The organism is Mycobacterium sp. DL, from assembly GCF_039729195.1.
GTDB lineage: Bacteria > Actinomycetota > Actinomycetes > Mycobacteriales > Mycobacteriaceae > Mycobacterium > Mycobacterium hippocampi_A.
The window spans coordinates 2,484,411-2,503,833 of the sequence record NZ_CP155796.1 but is presented as its reverse complement, the minus strand read 5'-3'; the positions used below and the strand labels follow the sequence as shown (position 1 = coordinate 2,503,833).

15 protein-coding genes and 2 pseudogenes are annotated in these 19,423 nt (G+C 66.4%); 5 read left to right on the top strand and 12 right to left on the bottom strand.

Translation table 11 applies throughout. From position 1 onward, the window contains the following. Nucleotides 1–45 precede the first annotated feature (45 nt). Nucleotides 46–1,044: an ABC transporter substrate-binding protein gene (locus ABDC78_RS12090; RefSeq protein WP_178360498.1), complete on the bottom strand. Its 999-nt coding sequence runs from the start codon at nt 1,042–1,044 to the stop codon at nt 46–48. Nucleotides 1,045–1,388: 344 nt separating this feature from the next. After that, a complete protein-coding gene (locus tag ABDC78_RS12085; RefSeq protein ID WP_178360497.1) occupies nt 1,389–2,387 on the bottom strand; it encodes an LLM class flavin-dependent oxidoreductase in 999 nt (332 codons plus the stop codon). 58 nt (nt 2,388–2,445) lie between these two features. Between ABDC78_RS12085 and ABDC78_RS12080 the strand changes: the two genes are divergently transcribed. Then, nucleotides 2,446–3,096 carry an SRPBCC family protein gene (locus ABDC78_RS12080; protein ID WP_256736258.1) on the top strand — a complete coding sequence of 217 codons (651 nt, stop codon included), beginning with the start codon at nt 2,446–2,448 and terminating at the stop codon, nt 3,094–3,096. Here the strand turns inward: ABDC78_RS12080 and ABDC78_RS12075 are convergent. From ABDC78_RS12075 to nhaA, 5 genes are all read right to left on the bottom strand, one after another. Further along, on the bottom strand, nt 3,071–3,541 hold the full coding sequence (locus ABDC78_RS12075; RefSeq protein ID WP_178360496.1) for a RidA family protein: 471 nt from the start codon (nt 3,539–3,541) through the stop codon (nt 3,071–3,073). The genes ABDC78_RS12080 and ABDC78_RS12075 overlap by 26 nt on opposite strands. Then, nucleotides 3,538–4,299 carry a GntR family transcriptional regulator gene (locus ABDC78_RS12070; protein WP_178360495.1) on the bottom strand — a complete coding sequence of 254 codons (762 nt, stop codon included), beginning with the start codon at nt 4,297–4,299 and terminating at the stop codon, nt 3,538–3,540. The genes ABDC78_RS12075 and ABDC78_RS12070 overlap by 4 nt, the downstream gene beginning before the upstream one ends. 147 nt (nt 4,300–4,446) lie before the next feature. Beyond that, nucleotides 4,447–5,637: a prolyl oligopeptidase family serine peptidase gene (locus ABDC78_RS12065; RefSeq protein ID WP_178360494.1), complete on the bottom strand. Its 1,191-nt coding sequence runs from the start codon at nt 5,635–5,637 to the stop codon at nt 4,447–4,449. Between the two features lie 22 nt (nt 5,638–5,659). Then, nucleotides 5,660–7,573 carry a 1-deoxy-D-xylulose-5-phosphate synthase gene (gene dxs, locus ABDC78_RS12060; RefSeq protein WP_178360493.1) on the bottom strand — a complete coding sequence of 638 codons (1,914 nt, stop codon included), beginning with the start codon at nt 7,571–7,573 and terminating at the stop codon, nt 5,660–5,662. A 28-nt stretch (nt 7,574–7,601) separates the two neighbouring features. Further along, nucleotides 7,602–8,942 (bottom strand): Na+/H+ antiporter NhaA, encoded by a 1,341-nt coding sequence (gene nhaA, locus ABDC78_RS12055; protein ID WP_347133439.1) that lies wholly within the window; start codon nt 8,940–8,942, stop codon nt 7,602–7,604. A 198-nt stretch (nt 8,943–9,140) separates the two neighbouring features. Here nhaA and ABDC78_RS12050 point away from each other — a divergent pair. After that, nucleotides 9,141–9,857: pseudogene (locus ABDC78_RS12050) on the top strand (UPF0182 family protein); the annotation flags it as partial. A 45-nt stretch (nt 9,858–9,902) separates the two neighbouring features. Here the strand turns inward: ABDC78_RS12050 and ABDC78_RS12045 are convergent. Further along, entirely contained in the window at nt 9,903–11,132 is a 1,230-nt protein-coding gene (locus tag ABDC78_RS12045; protein ID WP_178357649.1) for an IS256 family transposase, read from the bottom strand. Between the two features lie 123 nt (nt 11,133–11,255). On the opposite strand from ABDC78_RS12045, the pseudogene ABDC78_RS12040 reads away from it, so the two are divergent. Continuing rightward, nucleotides 11,256–13,481: pseudogene (locus ABDC78_RS12040) on the top strand (UPF0182 family protein); the annotation flags it as partial. Nucleotides 13,482–13,498: 17 nt separating this feature from the next. On the opposite strand, the gene ABDC78_RS12035 reads toward ABDC78_RS12040, so the two are convergent. Together ABDC78_RS12035 and ABDC78_RS12030 are read right to left on the bottom strand one after the other, a co-directional pair. Beyond that, a complete protein-coding gene (locus ABDC78_RS12035) occupies nt 13,499–14,758 on the bottom strand; it encodes a class I SAM-dependent RNA methyltransferase (protein ID WP_178358537.1) in 1,260 nt (419 codons plus the stop codon). Beyond that, a complete protein-coding gene (locus ABDC78_RS12030) occupies nt 14,755–16,749 on the bottom strand; it encodes an APC family permease (protein WP_178358538.1) in 1,995 nt (664 codons plus the stop codon). Before ABDC78_RS12030 ends, ABDC78_RS12035 begins: the two co-directional genes overlap by 4 nt. Before the next feature lie 111 nt (nt 16,750–16,860). On the opposite strand from ABDC78_RS12030, the gene ABDC78_RS12025 reads away from it, so the two are divergent. Next, nucleotides 16,861–17,532: a TrkA family potassium uptake protein gene (locus ABDC78_RS12025; protein WP_178358539.1), complete on the top strand. Its 672-nt coding sequence runs from the start codon at nt 16,861–16,863 to the stop codon at nt 17,530–17,532. A gap of 25 nt (nt 17,533–17,557) precedes the next feature. Further along, a complete protein-coding gene (locus ABDC78_RS12020) occupies nt 17,558–18,223 on the top strand; it encodes a TrkA family potassium uptake protein (protein ID WP_178358540.1) in 666 nt (221 codons plus the stop codon). Between the two features lie 7 nt (nt 18,224–18,230). Here ABDC78_RS12020 and ABDC78_RS12015 read toward each other — a convergent pair whose 3' ends face one another. Continuing rightward, nucleotides 18,231–18,959, bottom strand: a complete 729-nt coding sequence (locus ABDC78_RS12015; protein WP_178358541.1) for a DUF3159 domain-containing protein — start codon at nt 18,957–18,959, stop codon at nt 18,231–18,233. Next, a complete protein-coding gene (locus ABDC78_RS12010; protein WP_178358542.1) occupies nt 18,956–19,327 on the bottom strand; it encodes an OB-fold nucleic acid binding domain-containing protein in 372 nt (123 codons plus the stop codon). The genes ABDC78_RS12015 and ABDC78_RS12010 overlap by 4 nt, the downstream gene beginning before the upstream one ends. Between the last annotated feature and the right edge of the window lie 96 nt (nt 19,328–19,423).

Genomic DNA, 19,423 nt, shown 5'->3' with positions numbered 1-19,423 from the left:
ACGCTCCCTCTCGTCGATTCGTCTGGGGCTGACGTGGCCTGCTCGTTAGAAGCTCGCCCGGTCGTCCTCGGGAAGGTACTGCTGGTCGAGCACGGTCGCCCAGTCGACGGGTTCGTCGATCTGGCCGGCGGCGACCATCAGTTCGGAGAGATTGGTCAGACCTTCGGTGTCGACCTTGAGCGAGTATCCCTTGGCGAGGTCCGGGCTGTTCCTGAACGCGGCCTGCATGACCTCGGGCGACACTCCCACCAGCGGGCCGATCTCGGCGCCGGCCTCGTCCGGGTTGGACACCACCCACTCGTTGAGGCGGTCGGCCACCTTGAAGAACGTCCTGATGTTCTCGGGGTTGGCCTCGGCGTAGTTGGTGTTGACCGCGACCAGGTCGGCGGGCAGATCCCCGAGGACATCGCGGGCGTTCACCAGGACCTGGGCGTTCTCGGTGGCCTGCTTCTCGGCGATGAAGGGCTGCATCGCCCACCCCGCGGTGATCTGGTTGGCCCTGGCGGCGGTCCAGTTGTCACCCATTCCGCCCACGGCCTGTGCCCTGACCCCCTGGCCGAGTTCCTGTTCGAGGCCCTTGACCAACAGTTCCGTCGACGACCCCGCCGAGCTGAAGCCGAGCGTGGCGCCCTCGATGCTGCGTCCGGGCGGGCTGATCCAGGAGAAGTCGTTGATCTGGAACCAGGGTGCGACCACCGTGAGGTTCGAATCCGGTTGCTGTGCAGCCAGAATCACTGATGTGTTACCGGCGATGGCCATGTCCGCGTCACCACTGGTGACGACACGAAGGGTGTTGCCGCCACCGCCGCCGGAGTACAGGTCGACCGTCAGGCCTTCCTCCTCGAACCACTTCTTGTCGATACCTGCCTGCAGGATCGCCATGAAGGGCAGGCTGTCGACTCCGGTCGCGGAGATGCTCAGCGTGTCGGTGGTGGCTCCACCGCCTTCGGTGGGACCCGCAGACTCGTCGGCACACGCGGTGGCGCCGACGAGCAGAGCGGATGTGGCGACGAGTGCGCCGACGACCTTGGGGAACCGTGACATCAGAGGAGCCTCCGTGTGTTGGTGGATATTGGATACACTATACGAACGGTCTTCATGGGGCGTCAACCGTCAACTGTTACGTCGACGTGAAATAAATCCGGCAATTTCCAAGCCCACCGCCAGCCCCGTCATCGCGGCCGCGGCGACCAGTCGCGATCCGCCTCCGTGCCCGTGCGGTGCTGAATGATCCTGCCGCCCAACAACTTCGACGGAACGGCTCGGTACAGGCGCGGTATTGGCGACACCGTCGGCAGGCGTCAGCGGCCGCTTCAATGCCGGCGGAGCCCCCGGGACGTCGCTGCCCGGCGCAGGATGTGTGCGCGGGTCCGGGGCTCCGGGAGCAGTCACGCCAGGTGACCGCTGACGATGTCGGCGAAGGTCCGGATCGTGCCCTCGCGACTCTGGCCCGGTCGGACGAACGGCACGATCGACACCTGGTCCACGCCGAGCGACTCGATCTCCTTGAGTCGCTGCGCGCACTCGTCTTTCGTCCCCGCCAGCGCGAACAGATCGACGAGTTCGTCGGGCACCAGGTCGGCGTGCGCCGCCTCGGGATTCATGTGCTCGTAGTAGTTGTACTGCTCGCGAATCCGGTCGATGGCTTTCTCCAGTGCGGGGTCGACCTTCGCGGGCAGTGGGCGGATCGCGACGCGGGACACGTGCGCGCGCACCAGGTCACGCGCCTCGGTGCTGTCGTCCGCGATGGCCGTCGGCGTCCACAGCACGATGTGCAGATCGTCGAGGGTGCGACCGCTGCTCACTGCCCCGCGCTCGATCGTCCGGAGCGCAGCCTCGATGAAATGCGGTGCGGTGCCGACCAACACGATGACACCGTCGGCGATGCGACCCGACATCTCGAGGATCTTCGGCGCGGAAGCGGCGATGTAGATCGGGACGTCGATCGGGCCGGGGAGATAGTTCAGGTGGTACTCGGCCCCACTGGTGGGCTCAGCCACCTTCTCGCCACGGAACAGGGCCCTCAGGTCGGCGATCGCGTGCTCGAGTTCGGCGAGCTTGAGCGGCTTGAGACCCATGGTGCGCAGCGACGAATCGCCCGTGCCGATCCCCAGAGCAACCCGGCCGCCGGTGAACTCGGCGAGCGTCGCCCATGTCGACGCCAGCAGGGAGGGATGCCGGGTCACCGCATTGGTCACGCCGGTACCGAACACGATGCGCTCGGTACCGACCGCGGCCGCCCCCATCACGGTCGACGACTCACGCCAGATGTTCTGGGAGTCGCCGAACCAGACGTTGTCGTAGCCGAGATCCTCGCAGAGTCGGACGTAGGAACACATCGCTGCCGTCGGTTCGGTGGGGAACAGTCCTACGCCCATGCTCAGCATCCGGCAGCCTCCTCGGCCATATCGACGATTGTTGTATATCGTATCCAATCGTAAGGTGATGACATTCGTTCCACAACCGCTGGACACCCGGGAGGCAGGAATGCAACTCGTCAACGAGTTCGCGGTCGAGGCACCACTGGACGCCACCTGGGCGGTGCTGACCGACATCCCGACGGTGGTCGAGTGCATCCCGGGCGCGGAACTGGACCGCCGCGACGGCGACGAATTCCACGCCCATGTCGCCGTCAAAGTCGGCCCGATCGGAATGACGTTGGCGGGCGTGGCCACTCTGGTGCGTCAGGACGACGCAGCCAGGGAGATGGTCGTGCAGGGCAACGCCCGCGATCGCAAGGGCAACGGTTCGACCGAGGCCACCGTGCGACTGGTGGCCCGCGAGGACGGATCGCGATCTGTGGTCACCGTGACCACGGATGTCGAGCTCAACGGCCGCATCGCCCAGTTCGGCAAAGGTGCGATCGTGCCGGTGACCAACCGCATCATCGGGCAGTTCGTCGACAGACTCGACGCCACCATCCTCGGTGAGGACCGGACGACTGCGACAAGCGTGCCCACGCCGGCGACCGACTCCGTCACCGCAGCTCCCCCCGACTGGATCACGTTGGTGGTCAACGCATTCGCCGGGGTGGCGCTCGGCCTCGCGATCGGTCGGTGGTTGGATCGGCTCAGCACCCAACCGTCGCGACACTGACCACCAGGTCGAGTTCCACGCACGCACCCCCGGGCAGCGAGGCAACACCGATCGCGGTGCGGGCGTGCGCGCCCACCTCGCTGCCGAAAGCTGCGAGAAGCACCCGCGAAGCTCCGTCGATGACGGCGGGATGGGTGTCGAAGTCCGGCACTGCGCGCACATAACCGCGCAGCTGCACCACCGCGGTCACCGTGTCGAGGCCCACCGCCGCGTCGATCGCACCGATCAGGTTGAGCGCGGCCAGGCCGGCCTGCTCGGCGGCCTGTTCGGCGTCGACATCGTCACCCACGACCCCTCGCAGTGCCGGCACACCCTCCCGGCGGGCGGTGGCTCCCGACACCCACAACTGGTCGCCGCACCGACGGCTCGGGAAGTACGCGCCCTTCGGCGCCGGCGGCGCGGGGATGACCATCCCCAGCTCGAGCAACCGATCGACAACCGTCATGCCGACGCGTCGGATTGCGCGTCGAAGATCTCGTGGATCGGCGCGATGGCGTGCGCACGGTGTTCGTGGTTGAGCCTCACCATTCGCTCGACATCGCGGTCAGCCATCGCCTCGATCATCAGCACGTGCTCCTTGCACACCTTCGGCATGTCGAGCAGGGGCGAGTACAGCGGCCGGTAGGCGTCGGCGGTGTTCCACAGCTGCGTGACGATGCGCTTGGTACGCGCCATGCCGCTGGCCTGGAAGGTCAGGACGTGAAACTGCCGATTGAACACCCCGACCGCGATCAGATCGTCTTCGGCCAGCGCGGCGTCCATTTCCGCATTGCACGAACGCATTTCGTCGACGATCTCGTCGGTCACGCCCGGCATCGCGTCCCGGATCAGCGCCTCCTCGAGGATGGCGCGCAGCGTGAACACCTCGAGGAGGTCAGTCAGACTGAGCTTGGTGACGCGGTAGCCGCTGTGCGGCACGTAGGTGATGTACTCCTCGGCCTCGAGGGTCTTGAGCGCCTCCCGGATCGGGATGCGCGACATACCGAACTGCTCGGCGACGGTTTCCTGGACGATCCAGCTCCCCGGAGCCAGCTTGCCGGTGGTGATGTCATGCCGCAATGCCTCGGCCACGGCCTGCTGAGCGGTCTTGGGACGCACAAAATCCGACCGTCGTCCCCGGACAGCGTCACCGGAGTACGTGGCGGGGTTTGCTCGGTCGGCACCCTCGGAATCGGGGCGCTTGGCGGCGGTGCGCGGTGGCATCGGCTCTCGCTTTCAGCTGACATTGGATACTCTATGCGATCACCCTGCCGGCGAGTCAACTTCCTGCGACCGCCTCGTCATCAGGCCTTCACCGCGTGCCTCCAATCGTGGCCGATCGCCGCGTCCGGCGCCCGGAGACGCGCCGGGTCAACCGAACTGTCGCGCCAGGAACGGCGTCGAGTCCGGCAGCGACGCCAGGACCGTGCCGCCGTGATCCTCGTCGGGGTAGACCTTCAGCTCGACGACCTGGTCGTCGGCCACCAACTGGTCGTAGAACCTCAACGTCAGGTTCGGTGGGACATCCCGGTCCAGCAACCCGACCCCGAGGAAACTCGGCCGGTCATAACCTGACGTCGGAATGCCCATGAACTGGTCGACGGCTTCGTCGAACCCCGGTATCGACGACGCGGGCGCGTTGAAGAACTGGGACACCTTCATATCGGCCAGGCCCGCGGAGAGCTCTGCGAGGCACTGTGTTTCGGCCTGGTCCGCGGCAGCACGGCCGGTCGGGGTCAGGACACGGTTGAGATCGAGGTCGGGGCGGGCCTCGCGCAAGGCGGCGACGATGTAGGCGGTGTAGGCATTCGCGACGGGGCCCAACTCGGGCGGCAGGGCCATCTCGGGTCCCGCCTGCTTGACCAGGTTCTCCACATTGGCGGGGGTGCCGGTGGCGACGACGCCGCGGTAGTCCAGCGAGGATCCGGCGCTGAACTCGCTGGCCCAGCGGGCCGTGGCGATGGCCGCTCCCCCGCCCTGCGACTGACCGACGACGGCCCAGTTCGGTGACAATGGCAGACCCATGTGGTGCACGGCGAGAACCGAATCCACCACCCCGCGCGCGGTGGTGACGCTGTTGAGGTAACTCATCAATCCGGGCGTGCCCAGTCCGGCGTAGTCGCTGCCGACGACCGCGTAGCCCTGCTCGAGCCAGTGCGTCAGGTACTCGTTGTCGCGTTCGCTGCGCGGCCGCGCCGACGGCGTGCAGTCGTCACCCAACCCGACCGTCCCGTGCGCCCACGCGATGACGGGCCAACCGCCCTGCGGCGGCGCGCTTTTCGGCACGAACACCGCGGCGGTGCTGACAGCCGGCCGGCCGTGCTGGTCGAGAGTGGAGTACAGAATGCGGTAGGCATCACCGGCGCCGGCCACCGACAGCGCCGGATCGAGCGGGACCGTGGCGATCAGCCCACCGGGGGCCGGGATCTGCCCGGCATATCCGCGAGAGTCCAGACCCGACCAACGCGGCTCCGCGGCCTGCGCCGTGGCGCCGCCGGCAACAAGTCCCGCGATGACCAGGACAACGACGCCGAGGGCTCGAACGAGCCGGGTGGTTCTCATACCGACAGGGTAGAGGCCGGGGTCAGTCGAGGTGTTCGCTGATCTCCTCGTCGTTGACCGAAGCACCCTGCGCGGCCACCCAACCGGTGATCTGGCGTGCGATGTTGCGCTCGGTCAGCCCGACGGCGGCGAGCACCTCGCCACGGGACGCGTGGTCGAAGAACTGTTGGGGCAGTGCGGCATCACGACACGGCACGTCGACCTCAGCGCGCCGCAACGCCGCCGACACCGCTGAACCGGCCCCGCCGTGCACACCGTTGTCCTCGAGGGTGACGACGAGCTTGTGGTTGACCGCAAGCGTCGCGATCTCACCCGGTACCGGTAGCACCCACCGCGGGTCGACGACTGTCACGCCGATCCCCTGGTTGCGTAACCGCTCGGCGATGGCGAGCGCCATCGACGCGAACGGCCCGACCGCAACCACCAGCACATCTTCGGACATCCCCTCGGCCGGGACTGCCAGCACGTCGACGCCACCTCGACGTTCGATCGCTGGAATATCCTCGCCCACATCGCCTTTCGGGAAGCGAATGGCGGTGGGTCCGTCGTCGACGTCGAGCGCCTCGCCGAGTTCCTCACGCAGCCGGGCGCCGTCGCGCGGCGCCGCCACCCGCATGCCGGGCACGATGCCCAGAATCGAGAGGTCCCACATGCCGTTGTGGCTCGCGCCGTCGGGGCCGGTGACCCCGGACCGGTCGAGGACCACCGTCACCGGCAGCTTGTGCAGCGCAACGTCCATCATGAGCTGATCGAAGGCACGGTTGAGGAACGTCGAGTAGATCGCGACCACCGGATGCATACCGCCCATGGCCAGGCCCGCAGCGGATGTCACCGCATGCTGCTCGGCGATGCCCACGTCGAAGAACCGGTCGGGAAAACGCTCGCGGAACGCGCTGAGACCCGTCGGACCCGGCATGGCGGCAGTGATCGCCACGACGTCGCGCCGCGTGGCCGCCAACCGGATCAGGGTTTCGGTGAACGCCGCCGTCCACCCGGGGCCGGGCACCGTCGTCGCCAGCCCTGTCATCGGGTCGATGACTCCGCACGCGTGCATCTGGTCGTCTTCGTCGTTCTCGGCGGGCGGATAGCCCATGCCCTTACGGGTGACGACGTGCACGACGACCGGAGCGTTGAAACCACGGGCGTGACGCAGAGCGCTCTCCACCGCGTGTTCGTCGTGACCGTCGATCGGTCCGACATATTTCAGCCCGAGATCGGTGAACATCACCTGCGGTGACAGCGCGTCCTTGATGCCCGCCTTAATGCTGTGCATGCACTGGTAGCAGAACTCGCCGATGACCGGCACGCCCCGCACCGCCTTGCGGCCCTCGTCGAGCACCTTCTCGTATCCCGGCTGCAGCCGCAGGCCGGCGAGGTGCTCGGCGAACCCGCCGATGGTGGGCGCGTAGCTGCGCCCGTTGTCGTTGACGACGATGACCACCGGCCGCTGGGATGCGGCGATGTTGTTGAGCGCCTCCCAGCACATGCCACCGGTGAGCGCGCCGTCGCCGACCACCGCCACCACATGCCGGTTGCGGTGTCCGCTGAGTTCGAAGGCCTTCGCCAGGCCGTCGGCGTAGGACAGCGAGGAGCTGGCGTGGCTGGACTCGACCCAGTCGTGTTCGCTCTCGGTCCGTGACGGATAGCCCGACAGCCCGTCCTTCTTGCGCAGCGTGCCGAAGTCCTGGCTGCGACCGGTGAGCATCTTGTGCACGTAGGCCTGATGACCGGTGTCGAACAGAATGGGGTCGTGGGGCGAGTCGAAGACGCGGTGAAGCGCCAACGTCAGTTCCACGACGCCGAGGTTGGGTCCCAGATGCCCACCTGTGGCCGCAACCTTGTGGATCAGGAAGTCGCGGATTTCGCGGGCCAGATCATCGAGCTGGACCTGCGTCAGGTGCTGCAGATCTGCGGGACCGCGGATCTGTTCGAGCATCCCGTCAGTCTACGCACGGCCGTCGCTGTCAGTCCTGTCGACTCTGGTAGACATCGGGCACTCCGTCACGGTCCGCGTCGGTGGTCTCTTCGAGGTGAATCCGCCGGTAGACGCGGTTTCGCGACAGCAGGAGCACCGAGGCCAGAAGGGCTGCCAACAGTGACCCGGTCAACACGCCGACCTTCACCAATTCGTCACGATCGGACCCCAGTCCGTAGGCCAGATCACCGATCAGCAGCGAAACGGTGAACCCGATCCCGGCGAGCATGGACATGCCGAGCACATCCACCCATCGCAGCGACGAGTCCAGATTCGCCCGGGTCACCGACGCCATCACCCGGGTGGTGAGCAGGATGCCGATGGGTTTGCCCAGGACCAGCCCCAGGACGATGCCGAGCGCGATCGGGTCGCTGAGCGCGTTGGTCAGACCGCTGAGACCACCCAGGCTCACCCCGGCCGCGAAGAAGGCGAAGACCGGTATCGCCAGCCCCGCCGAGACCGGGCGCACCCGGTGCTCGAAGTGCTCGGCCATGCCCACCCGGTGCGGCTTGGGGACCTCGGCGCCGTGTCGGGTCGCGGATCGGCGCACCGGGACCGCGAACCCGAGCAGCACGCCCGCCACGGTGGCGTGCACGCCGGACTCGTGCACCAGGACCCAGGTGGCGACCGCGAGCGGGATCAGCAGCCACCAGTGCTGCACCCCGCGCTGCACACACAGCGTGAACAGCGCCAGCGGTATCAGCGCCAACGCCAGCGCCACGATGTTGATGTCCTCGGTGTAGAAGATCGCGATGACGGTGATCGCCAGAAGATCGTCGACGACGGCCAATGTCAGCAGGAACGTCCGAAGCGCCGACGGCAGATGCGTCGAGATGACCGCAAGCACCGCCACCGCGAACGCGATGTCGGTCGCCGTCGGAATCGCCCAGCCGCGCAGTGCGCCGTCGCCGGTGTTCAGGTTCACCAGAACGAAGATCAGCGCGGGGAACACCATCCCACCCACCGCGGCGGCGATCGGCAACGCGGCGCGACTGGGATCCCGCAGATCCCCTGCGACGAACTCTCTCTTGAGCTCCAGCCCCACCACCAGGAAGAAGATCGCCAACAACCCGTCGGCGGCCCACGCGCCCAGCGTCAGGTTGAGATGCAGGCCGAACGGTTCACCGCCGATCTCCAGATCTCGCAGCGCGAAGTAGCCGGGCGCCCAGGGTGAGTTCGCCCAGATGAGCGCAGCCCCCGCAGCCACCAGCAGAATGACGCCACCGACGGTCTCCTTGCGCAGGACCTCGGTGATCCGGCTCGTCTCCGCCCATGAACCTCGGGAAAAGAGTGTGCCCCGGTTACGTCGACCGTCTGGGTTATCTGTCACAGCCTGCCTAAGGTTGTCGTCCACAATTTCCGCCGACCAGACTTCCCGGCACACCTACTACGATCAATGTAAGTCATCTCCCACCCGGGTACTCGCCGAGCCGGGTTCGACGCACTCGGCGATCTTGATGGGAGCCGGACCGCACGATGCCGCGGTACGCCCGGATCGACGGCATCTGACGCGATTCGGAGCGCGACCATGACGACACCATCGCCTACGACATTCCCCCCGCTGTCCACCCGCGGTCGAGTGCTGGCCGTGGTGTCGTCCGGGATGATCGCACTGCTTCTTGTCGGACCTCCGTCGCTGGATGTGTATGTCGACTGGTTGTGGTTCGGAGAGGTCGGCTTCCGGTCTGTATGGCTGACCGTGCTACTCACGAAGGTAGCGACGTTCGCGGTGGTGGCCGTCCTGATCGGAGGCGCAGTCCAAGCCGCGATGGTGCTGGCTTACCGGGCACGCCCAGCGTTCGTTCCAGAACGTAAGTCCGCTGACCCGCTGGTGCCCTATCGCGCAGCGGTCATGACCCGGCCACGATTGATCTCCCTCGCAATAGCCGGCGGTCTCGCGGTGGTGTGCGGGTTGGTCGCCCAGTTGAACTGGGCGACGGTGCAATTGTTCCTGCACGGCGGCGCGTTCGGGATCGTCGACTCCGAATTCGGCCACGACATCTCCTTCTTCGTTTTTGATCTGCCCTTCTACCGTTCCGTGCTCAGTTGGCTCCTGGTCGCTTCCGTTCTGGCTCTCATCGCCAGCCTGGTCACCCACTACCTCTTCGGCGGACTCCGACTCAACGGGGGCAAGGGCGTCCTCACCGGGCCGGCCCGTGTCCAGCTCGCCGTCCTCGCAGGGACATTTGTTCTGCTCAAGGCGGTCGCCTACTGGTTCGACCGGTACGAACTGCTCACCGGGGGCTTGTCAAGATAACTGTGTAAGGTGCTGTGGCCGTTGATGTTCGGGTTATAGGGGTAGTCGTTCGGGGAATTGGATGGCGAAGGTGTTTAGGGCCTGAGTCCAGTTGTGAGTTCCTTGTCCTTGGTTTCCTCGTTTCTGGTTGATGTTGCGGATGGCTAGATAAAGCAATTTCATCGCTGCGGCGTCAGAGGGGAACGAGCCGCGTGCTTTGGTGACCTTGCGCAGTTGGTAGTTCAGCGACTCGATGGCGTTGGTGGTGTAGATGATCTTGCGGATCTCGACCGGGAACGCCAGGAACGGCACGAACTCCGCCCAGGCCCGGTCCCAGACCGCCACCGCCCCGGGTGACTTGGTTTTCCACTCGGCGCGGAACTCCTCGAGCGCCAGGGCGGCGGCCTCCTCGGTGGAAGCGGTGTAGATCGGGCGCAGCGCGGCAGCCATTTTCTTGCGGTCGGCGTAGGAGGCATAGCGCATCGACGCTCGCAGCAGATGCACCACACAGGTCTGAATGATGGCCGCCGGCCAGACCGCGGCGATCGATTCCGGCAGCCCGGTCAGCCCGTCGCAGCAGACGAACAACGCGTCGCGACAGCCCCGGTTGCGCAGCTCGGTGAGCACGCCGTGCCAGAACTTCGCCCCTTCGGTCTGCTGGATCCAGATCCCCAGGACCTGCTTGATCCCGTCGACATCGACGCCGATCACGACGTGGGCGGCCTTGTTGGCGACTACGCCGCCGTCGCGGATCTTGATCCGGATCGCGTCGATGTAGAGGATCGGATACACCGGATCGACCGGACGGGACTGCCAAGCCGCGATCTCGTCGGTCACGACATCGGTCACCCGCGAAATCGTGGCCGCCGACACGCTGGCGCCGTAGACCTCGCCGAGGTGCTCGGTGATGTCACGGGTCGACATCCCGCGGGCGTAGAGCGACAGGATCATGTCCTCGACCTGCCCCAGGCGCCGTTGGCGCTTCGGGACGATCGCCGGGGTGAAGCTGCCGTTGCGGTCGCGGGGGACCTCGAGATCGACCGGTCCGGCGGTGGTCAGCACCGTCTTACGGCCGTGGCCATTGCGGGAGTTGCCTGAGCCCTTACCGGCCGGATCGCCATGTTCATAGCCCAGGTGATCGGCGATCTCGACGTCCAATGCACGTTCGAGCACGGCCTTGGTCATCTGCGCCAACAGCCCCTCCGGGCCATCGATGGGGGTTCCAGAGGCTTCCGCGTCGGCGAGCAACGCATCCACAGCTGCCGGCGGAAACATCTGCGCCAACCGCTGCGCAGCATCATCACGAGTTGAGTCGGATCGAGACAAAGCAATTCACTCCTGTCCGGCAGTCAGCATGCCTGACCACCATTCAGGCCCAACCCCTTACACAGTCAATGAGACACGCCCCTCACCGGGGGGCGCAAGGAACCGACGTTCACCGGCGCGGGATATACCGACATCCATGCGAGCCTGCCCGCCAGACTCGTGCTGCTTGCGATCGCCGTGCTGTGCGCTGCGACCTTCTTCGCTGCGGTGTTCCTCCGCGACATGCGTATACCTGCCATGGCGACTGCCCTGCTGGTCCTGTCGTCGATACTGGTGAGCGGAATATGGCCGATGCTGATGGAACAGATCTCGGTCCGGCCCAATGCCGCCGACGTCGAACGGCCCTACATCCAGCGCAACATAGACGCGACCCGGCAGGCTTTCCACCTGGGCGACGACACCGTCGAATACCGAGACTACCCGGGAGTCGGCACCAGACCTCCGCAGGAAGTACCGGCCGACCGGACGACCATCGCGCAGGCACGGTTACTCGACCCGAACATTCTGTCCCGGACGTTCACCCAGCAACAGCAGCTCAAGAACTTCTACAGCTTCCCCGACATCCTCGACATCGATCGGTATCGCATCGACGGTCAGCTGCAGGACTACATCGTCGGAGTGCGCGAACTCTCACCCGACAGCCTGACCGGCAATCAGACCGACTGGATCAACCGCCACACCGTCTACACCCACGGCAACGGCTTTGTCGCCGCCCCCGCCAACCGGGTCAATGCGGCCGTGCGCGACGCCGAGGAGGCGTCTGAGACCAACAGCGGTTACCCGATCTACGCCGTCAGCGACATCGCCACCCAGGCGGCCGGCAACCAGGTCATCCCCGTGGACCAACCCCGAATCTACTTCGGCGAGGTCATCGCACAGTCGGACCCCGATTACGCAATCGTCGGTGGCGCCCCGGACTCCCCACCGCGCGAATACGACACCGATACCTCGACCTACAGCTACACCGGTGCCGGCGGAGTCGCAATCGGAGACTGGTTCCACCGCAGCGTATTCGCCGCGCATTTTGTCGAACGCAACATCCTGTTCTCCCGCGCGCTCGGCTCGGAGTCAAAGGTGCTCTTCCACCGCGACCCGAAGGAACGGGTGCAGCGGGTGGCGCCGTGGCTCACCACCGATGCCAACACCTACCCTGCCGTGGTCGACGGTCGCATCCTGTGGATCATCGACGGTTACACAACCCTTGATGCCTATCCCTACGCGCAACGGATGTCGCTGGAAGGACCCGTCACCACAGGCACCGGTGCGGTACGTGCAGGCAACGAGGTCTCGTACGCGCGGAACTCGGTCAAGGCAACCGTCGACGCCTACGACGGCACCGTGACGCTCTATCAGTTCGACCCCGCCGACCCGGTGCTCTCTGCATGGATGCGCTCGTTACCCGGCACCGTCAAGGCCGAAGAAGAGATCCCCGACGAACTTCGCGTTCATTTCCGCTATCCCGAGGACCTGTTCCGCGTCCAGAGGGAACTGCTGGCCAGGTATCACGTCGACGAGCCGCGAGAGTTCTTCACCACGAACGCGTTCTGGTCGGTACCCAGCGACCCGACCGACGATGCCATGCCGACACAACCGCCGTTTTACATCCTCGTAGGTGACGAGCAGACATCCGAGCCGTCGTTCCGGCTCGCGACGGCGATGGTGGGATACAACCGAGAGTTCCTCTCCGCCTACATTTCTGCGCACTCAGATCCTGACGACTACGGCCGGCTCACCGTGTTCAAACTGCCTACCGACACCCTCACGCAGGGTCCACAACAGATTCAGAACTCCATGATCTCCGACACCCGGGTTGCCTCGGAGCGCACACTTCTGGAGCGGTCGAACCGGATCCACTACGGAAATCTGCTCACACTGCCGATCGCTGACGGCGGAGTGCTGTACGTGGAACCGCTCTACACCGAACGTATCTCGACCAATCCGAACAGTTCGACGTTTCCGCAGTTGTCGCGGGTGCTGGTGAGCTTCCGTGAGCCCGGAGCCGGCGGGGTCCGCGTTGGTTACGGACCGACGCTCGCAGAGGCCCTCGACCAGGTGTTCGGACCGGGCACCGGGCGGGTCGCCACCGCACCCGGTGGTGATGCCGCGTCAGCTCCCCCGCCGACCGCCGAGGCACTGCCGCCACCGGAGGTCGCCATGCCGCCCGGTCCGCAGAGCGGAACACCGGCACCCGGTTCCGACAACATCCCCACGTCTGCCACCGACCTCAGAGAGGCCCTTGCGGAGCTTCGCGAGGTGCTGGAGCGGATGGAGTCAGCAGTCGACGAGTTGGAACAGCCCGGCCCATAGCACGAAGTGATCCGCGCTCAGCGAGTCAGCACGGCGACGCATTCGACATGGTGGGTCAACGGGAACGAGTCGAACACCTCGAGCTGCTCGACGGCATAACCGTGACCCCGGTAGAGGCCGATATCTCGCGCGAAAGATGCAGCCTCGCAACCGATATGGATGATTCGAGGCACTTCGGCAGCCGCCAGCAGATCGATCACCTCACGGCCGGCCCCCGTGCGTGGCGGGTCCAGCACGGCGACGTCTGCGCGCTGCCGCTGCGCCGCCAGCGCCCGCCGCACGGATTCGGTCAGCACCGAGACGCCGCTGAGATCCGCCAGCGCGGCACGCGCCGAGCGGGACGCCCCACGCGAGGTGTCGACGGTGAGCACCCGGCCGGTGTCGCCGACCGCCTGCGCGAGGGCCGCGGCGAAAACGCCCGCGCCGCCGTACAGATCCCAGGCCGTCATCCCCTCGCCCAGTTGTGCCCACTCGGTCACCAGCGAACTGTAGAGCGCGGGCGCGTCGTGGTGTGCCTGCCAGAAAGCCGTCACCGGGACCTGCCAGCTGCGTCCGCCGACCCGCTGGACGGCCTCGTACCCGCCCTCGGCCACGGTCGTCCGGTGTCCGCCTCCGGCAGACGTGCCCTTCCGGGCGCCGGGCGTGCCCGCCACCACCACGTGGCGGGTGCCGTCGTCGTCGATCGCGACGTGGACGTGGGACTCCGATGGCCACTGCTTCTCGGCGATGCCGGCAAGCATCCCCGGGGGCAGTTGCGCACAGTCGAGCTGATGCACGAGCTCCGGACTGTGGTACCGATGGAAGCCCGCGCGACCGTCCCGCGAGGTGTCCAGCCGCACGCGGGTCCGCCACCCGGTGGCACCCCTCTCGCCGACCGGCTGCGCGGTGGCCTCACTCTCGTCGCGCCAGTGGTATCCGCCAAGGCGCGCAAGCTGATTGGCCACCACCGCACCCTTGAGCCGACGTGCGGCGCCCGGGTCGGCGAAGGCCAGATCACAGCACCCCGACCCATCCACGCCGGCGATCGGGCACAGCGGGTCGATCCTGTCCTCGGATGCCTCCAGCACCTCGATGACCTCGGCGTTCCAGTACGAGCCGCGACCACCTGCATTGCCTGTCAGTCGAACCCGCACCGTTTCGAAGGGCAGCGCGTACCGCACGAACACCACGCGGCCATCGTGACGCGCCACACAACTCCCCCCGTTGGCCGCGGCGCCGGTGGTCAGCGTCAGTTCGTCGGGCGGGGCGTATGCGCTCGTCTCAGGAGTCTTGCTCACTCCAGGAATCCTTTGCGTGCGTCGCCGGGAGCCGACTGGGGCTGCAGCTTCTTCAATCGCTCCGAGGAAGAGAGTTGCCAGGGAACAGAAGTGACCATGACATTGGGTTCGAACAGCAGCCTGCCCTTCAACCGCAGCGCACTCTGGTTGTGCAGCAACTGTTCCCACCAGTGCCCCACGACGTACTCGGGAATGAACACCGTGACCACGGTGCGCGGTGAGTCCTTGCCTACCCGTTTGACGTAATCGAGCACGGGGCGGGTGATCTCGCGATACGGCGACGCGATCACCTTCAGCGGCACGCTGATGTCGCTCTGCTCCCACTTGTGCACCAGTGCGCGGGTTTCGGCATCGTCGACGCTGACGGTGATGGCCTCCAACATGTCCGGACGGGTGGCCCGCGCATAGGCCAGTGCCCGCAGTGTCGGCATATGCGCGTTCGACACCAGCACGATCGCGTGGTTGCGGCTGGGCAGCACCATGTCGTCGGCCTCCGCCGAACGCAGTTCGAGCTCGCGGCTGACCGATGCGTAGTGCTTGTGGATGAGCTTCATGATCCCGAACAGCGCGCTCATCGCCACGATCGCGATCCATGCTCCGGCGACGAACTTCGTGACGACCACGATGACCAGCACCGTGCCGGTGCAGATCAGGCCGATCGCGTTGATCACCCGGGAGCGTTTCATCCGGCTGCGGACCGCGGTGTCGGTCTCGGTGCGCAGCAGCCGGGTCCAGTGCCGCACCATGCCGATCTGGCTGAAGGTGAACGACACGAACACCCCGACGATGTAGAGCTGGATCAGCGCGGTCACCTGAGCCTGGAACGCCACCACGAAGGCAACCGCGCCGAACGCCAGGAACAGGATTCCGTTGGAGAAGGCCAACCGGTCGCCGCGGGTGTGCAGCTGGCGCGGCAGGTACCGGTCCTGCGCCAGGATCGATCCGAGCACGGGGAAACCGTTGAACGCCGTGTTCGCCGCCAACACCAGGATCAGAGCTGTCACCAGGGCGATGAGGAACAGACCCAGCGGGAAGCCGTGGAACACCGTCTCGGCCAGCTGGACGATCAAGGTCTTCTGCTGATAGTTCTCCGGCGCCCCGACGAGCTGTTCGCTCGGCCGCTCCGCGATCTGCACGCCGATCGCCCTGGCGAGCATGATGATTCCCATGAACAGTGTGACCGCGATGACGCCCAACATCAGCAGTGTGGTGGCGGCGTTGCGGGACTTGGGCTTTCGGAACGCCGGGACGCCGTTGCTGATCGCCTCGACGCCGGTCAGGGCCGCGCTGCCCGACGAGAACGCCCGTGCCACCAGGAAGATCAGCGCGAAGCCGAGGACATCACCGTGCTCGGAGTGCATCTCGAAATCGGCCGATTCCGCACGCAGCGGGGTGCCCAGCACATAGATCTGGAAGAACCCCCAGGCCAACATGATCGACATGCCGATCATGAAGGCGTAGGTCGGAATCGCGAATGCAGTGCCCGATTCGCGGATACCCCGCAGATTCAACGCCGCCAGCGTCAGGATCGCCGCGACCGCGAACCACACCTTGTGTTCGTTGATGAACGGCACCGCCGACCCGATGTTGGACATCGCAGCGGACATCGACACCGCGACGGTCAGCACGTAGTCGACCAGCAGAGCGCTGGCGACGGTGAGTCCGGCGGTCGGGCCGAGGTTGGTGTTGACGACCTCGTAGTCGCCCCCGCCCGAGGGGTAGGCATGAACGTTCTGCCGGTAACTGGCGATCACGATGAGCATCACCGCGGCCACCGCCAGACCGATCCACGGCGCCATCGAGTAGGAGGCCAGCCCGGCCACCGACAGCACCAGGAAGATCTCCTCCGGGGCGTAGGCCGTGGAGGACAACGCATCGGAGGCGAAGACCGGCAGGGCTATCCGCTTGGGCAGCAGGGTGTGCGACAGGTTGTCGCTGCGGAAGGGCCGGCCCAGCAACAGCCGCCGCGCGGCGGTGGAAAGCTTGGACACGAGTGCCAAGAGTAAGCCCACATGCGAATACCGGTAGCGTTCCGAGTGCGCAGGTACTGCAGCAGCAGATTACGTAAGCCACCTCTGGCTCCGGCCGGGAAGGACCGTCAGGTGCGTGTAGTGGTGATGGGATGCGGCCGGGTGGGCGCATCCCTGTCGGACAGCCTGGCCAGGATCGGCCACGACGTCGCTGTGATCGACCGGGACGGAACAGCTTTCCACCGGCTCTCCGCCGACTTCTCCGGCGAACGCGTGCTCGGGATGGGCTTCGACCGTGACGTGCTGTTGCGTGCCGGCATCGAGGACGCCGCAGCCTTCGCGGCGGTCTCCTCGGGTGACAACTCCAACATCATCTCCGCGCGCGTCGCGCGTGAGACGTTCGGTGTGTCGCGGGTGGTCGCGCGCATCTACGACGCCAAGCGCGCGGCGGTCTACGAACGACTCGGTATCCCCACCGTCGCGACCGTGCCGTGGACAACCGATCGGCTGCTCAACGTCCTGACCCGGGAGACCGAGACCACCAAGTGGCGCGACCCCACGGGCAACGTCGGGGTGACCGAGCTCGCATTGCACGAGGACTGGGTGGGCCGCCGGGTGACCGAGCTGGAAGCCGCCACCGCGGGGCGGGTCTCCTTCATGATCCGCTTCGGCGCCGGCACGCTGCCGGACGCCAAGACCGTCATCCAGGCCGGCGACCAGGTGTACCTGGCCGCGATCTCCGGCCACATCGCCGAAGCACTGGCCATCGCGGCGTTGCCGCCCAGCGCGGACTCGGAGTCGTGATGCAGCGGACGCGAGGAGCAATCCGGTGAAGGTCGCGATCGCCGGGGCCGGGGCCGTGGGTCGATCCATCGCCCGCGAGCTGGTCGAATCCCACGACGTGACGCTGCTCGAGCGCAATCCGGACCACATCGACGTCGACGCGATCCCGTCAGCGCAGTGGCGACTCGGCGATGCCTGCGAGCTCAGCCTGCTCGAATCGGTCAAACTCGAGGAGTTCGACGTGGTGATCGCCGCCACCGGCGACGACAAGGCCAACGTCGTGCTGAGCCTGCTGTCGAAGACGGAGTTCGCGGTGGCCCGGGTGGTCGCCCGCGTGAACGATCCCCGTAACGAGTGGCTCTTCGACGAGGCCTGGGGTGTCGACGTCGCGGTGTCGACCCCACGGATGTTGGCCTCGCTGGTCGAGGAGGCGGTGTCGGTCGGCGATCTGGTGCGGCTGATGGAGTTCAGCAAGGGCCAGGCGAATCTGGTGGAGATCACCCTTCCCGACGACACCCCGTGGGGCGGCAAGCCGGTCAAGCGGCTCGAGCTCCCCCGAGACGCAGCGCTGGTGACGATCCTGCGCGGCCCCCGCGTCATCGTCCCGGAGGGCGACGAACCGCTCGAAGGCGGCGACGAACTGCTGTTCGTCGCTGTGAGCGAGGTGGAGGACGAGCTGCGCGAGCAACTGCTGCGGCCGCGTCAACGCTGACCGACGGTCAGTGCGGCTTCTGCGCCGAGGCGTCGTCGTCGGAGACCGGATCGACCACGGGATCGCTGTCCGGCGTCTGGGCCTCCACGGCGGCGTCGCGCTCCTGCACCGCCGCCTTCGCGGCTCTGATCGCCAGATAGGTCACCAACGCGGCCACCGCTGTCAGCGGCCAGCCCATCGCGATCCGCGCCACCCCGAGCCAGCCGGTCTGGTCGGCGTCGTACAGGTGGTGCTGCACCACGAAGCGGGCGGAGAACACCGCCACCCACACCAGGGTCGCCACGTCGAAGGCCACCACTGCGCGCCGCACCTCCCGCCAACTGCGGTCGTGAGAGCTGACCCACCCCCACGCGTAGCCGACAATCGGGCGACGGATCACAACCGAGATGGTGAACACGACGGCCCAGAACAGTGACGTCCAGATCCCGAGCAGGAAATAGCCTTTGGAGGCGCCTACCAGGTAGGCGATGAGCGCACTGATCCCGACGGCGAAGAAACCCGATATGGCCGGTTGCACCGAGTCCCGCCGGTACAGGCGCCACAGCAGGATCAGCGTCGCCACGGCCAGGGCGGCGCCGATGGCGGGCATGAGGCCGAACGCGGAGGACACGGGAACGAACACCACCACGGGCAGCGATGAATAGATCAGCCCGCTGATGCCGCCCATCTGCTCGAGGACAGCGGCGCCCCGAGGAGCTGTGGTCTGCGTGCCCGGTTCGGTGCCGGGGTCACTCACTTTTGAATCTCGTAGTGGGGGTTGTAGATCGCCTTGGCACCGTTGTCCAGCTTGCCGACACGTCCGTGCACTTTGAGGGTTCGACCGGATTCGATGCCCGGGATGCGGCGCTGGCCGAGCCAGACCAGCATCACCGAGTCGGTGCCGTCGAACAGTTCGGCCTTGACGCCGCCTGCGCAACTCTTGCCGTTGCATTCGACGCTGCGCAGGGTGCCGACCATGGTCACCTCCTGGCCGCGCTGACAGTCGATCGCCTTCTGCGCACCGGTGCTTGCGGCTTCGTCGCTGAGCTCCTGTACGTCGAGTTGTTCCGGATCCTCGGTCAACCGACGGGTGAGCCGCCGAAGATACCCCTCGGCCGTGGCCATGGCTTCTCCTGAGTCCTGTCAATCCACTGCGGATTGACCCAACAGACGCCACGGTAGACCTCTTGGTTCCGATTTGCCACGTAGGGCCGACCCGCC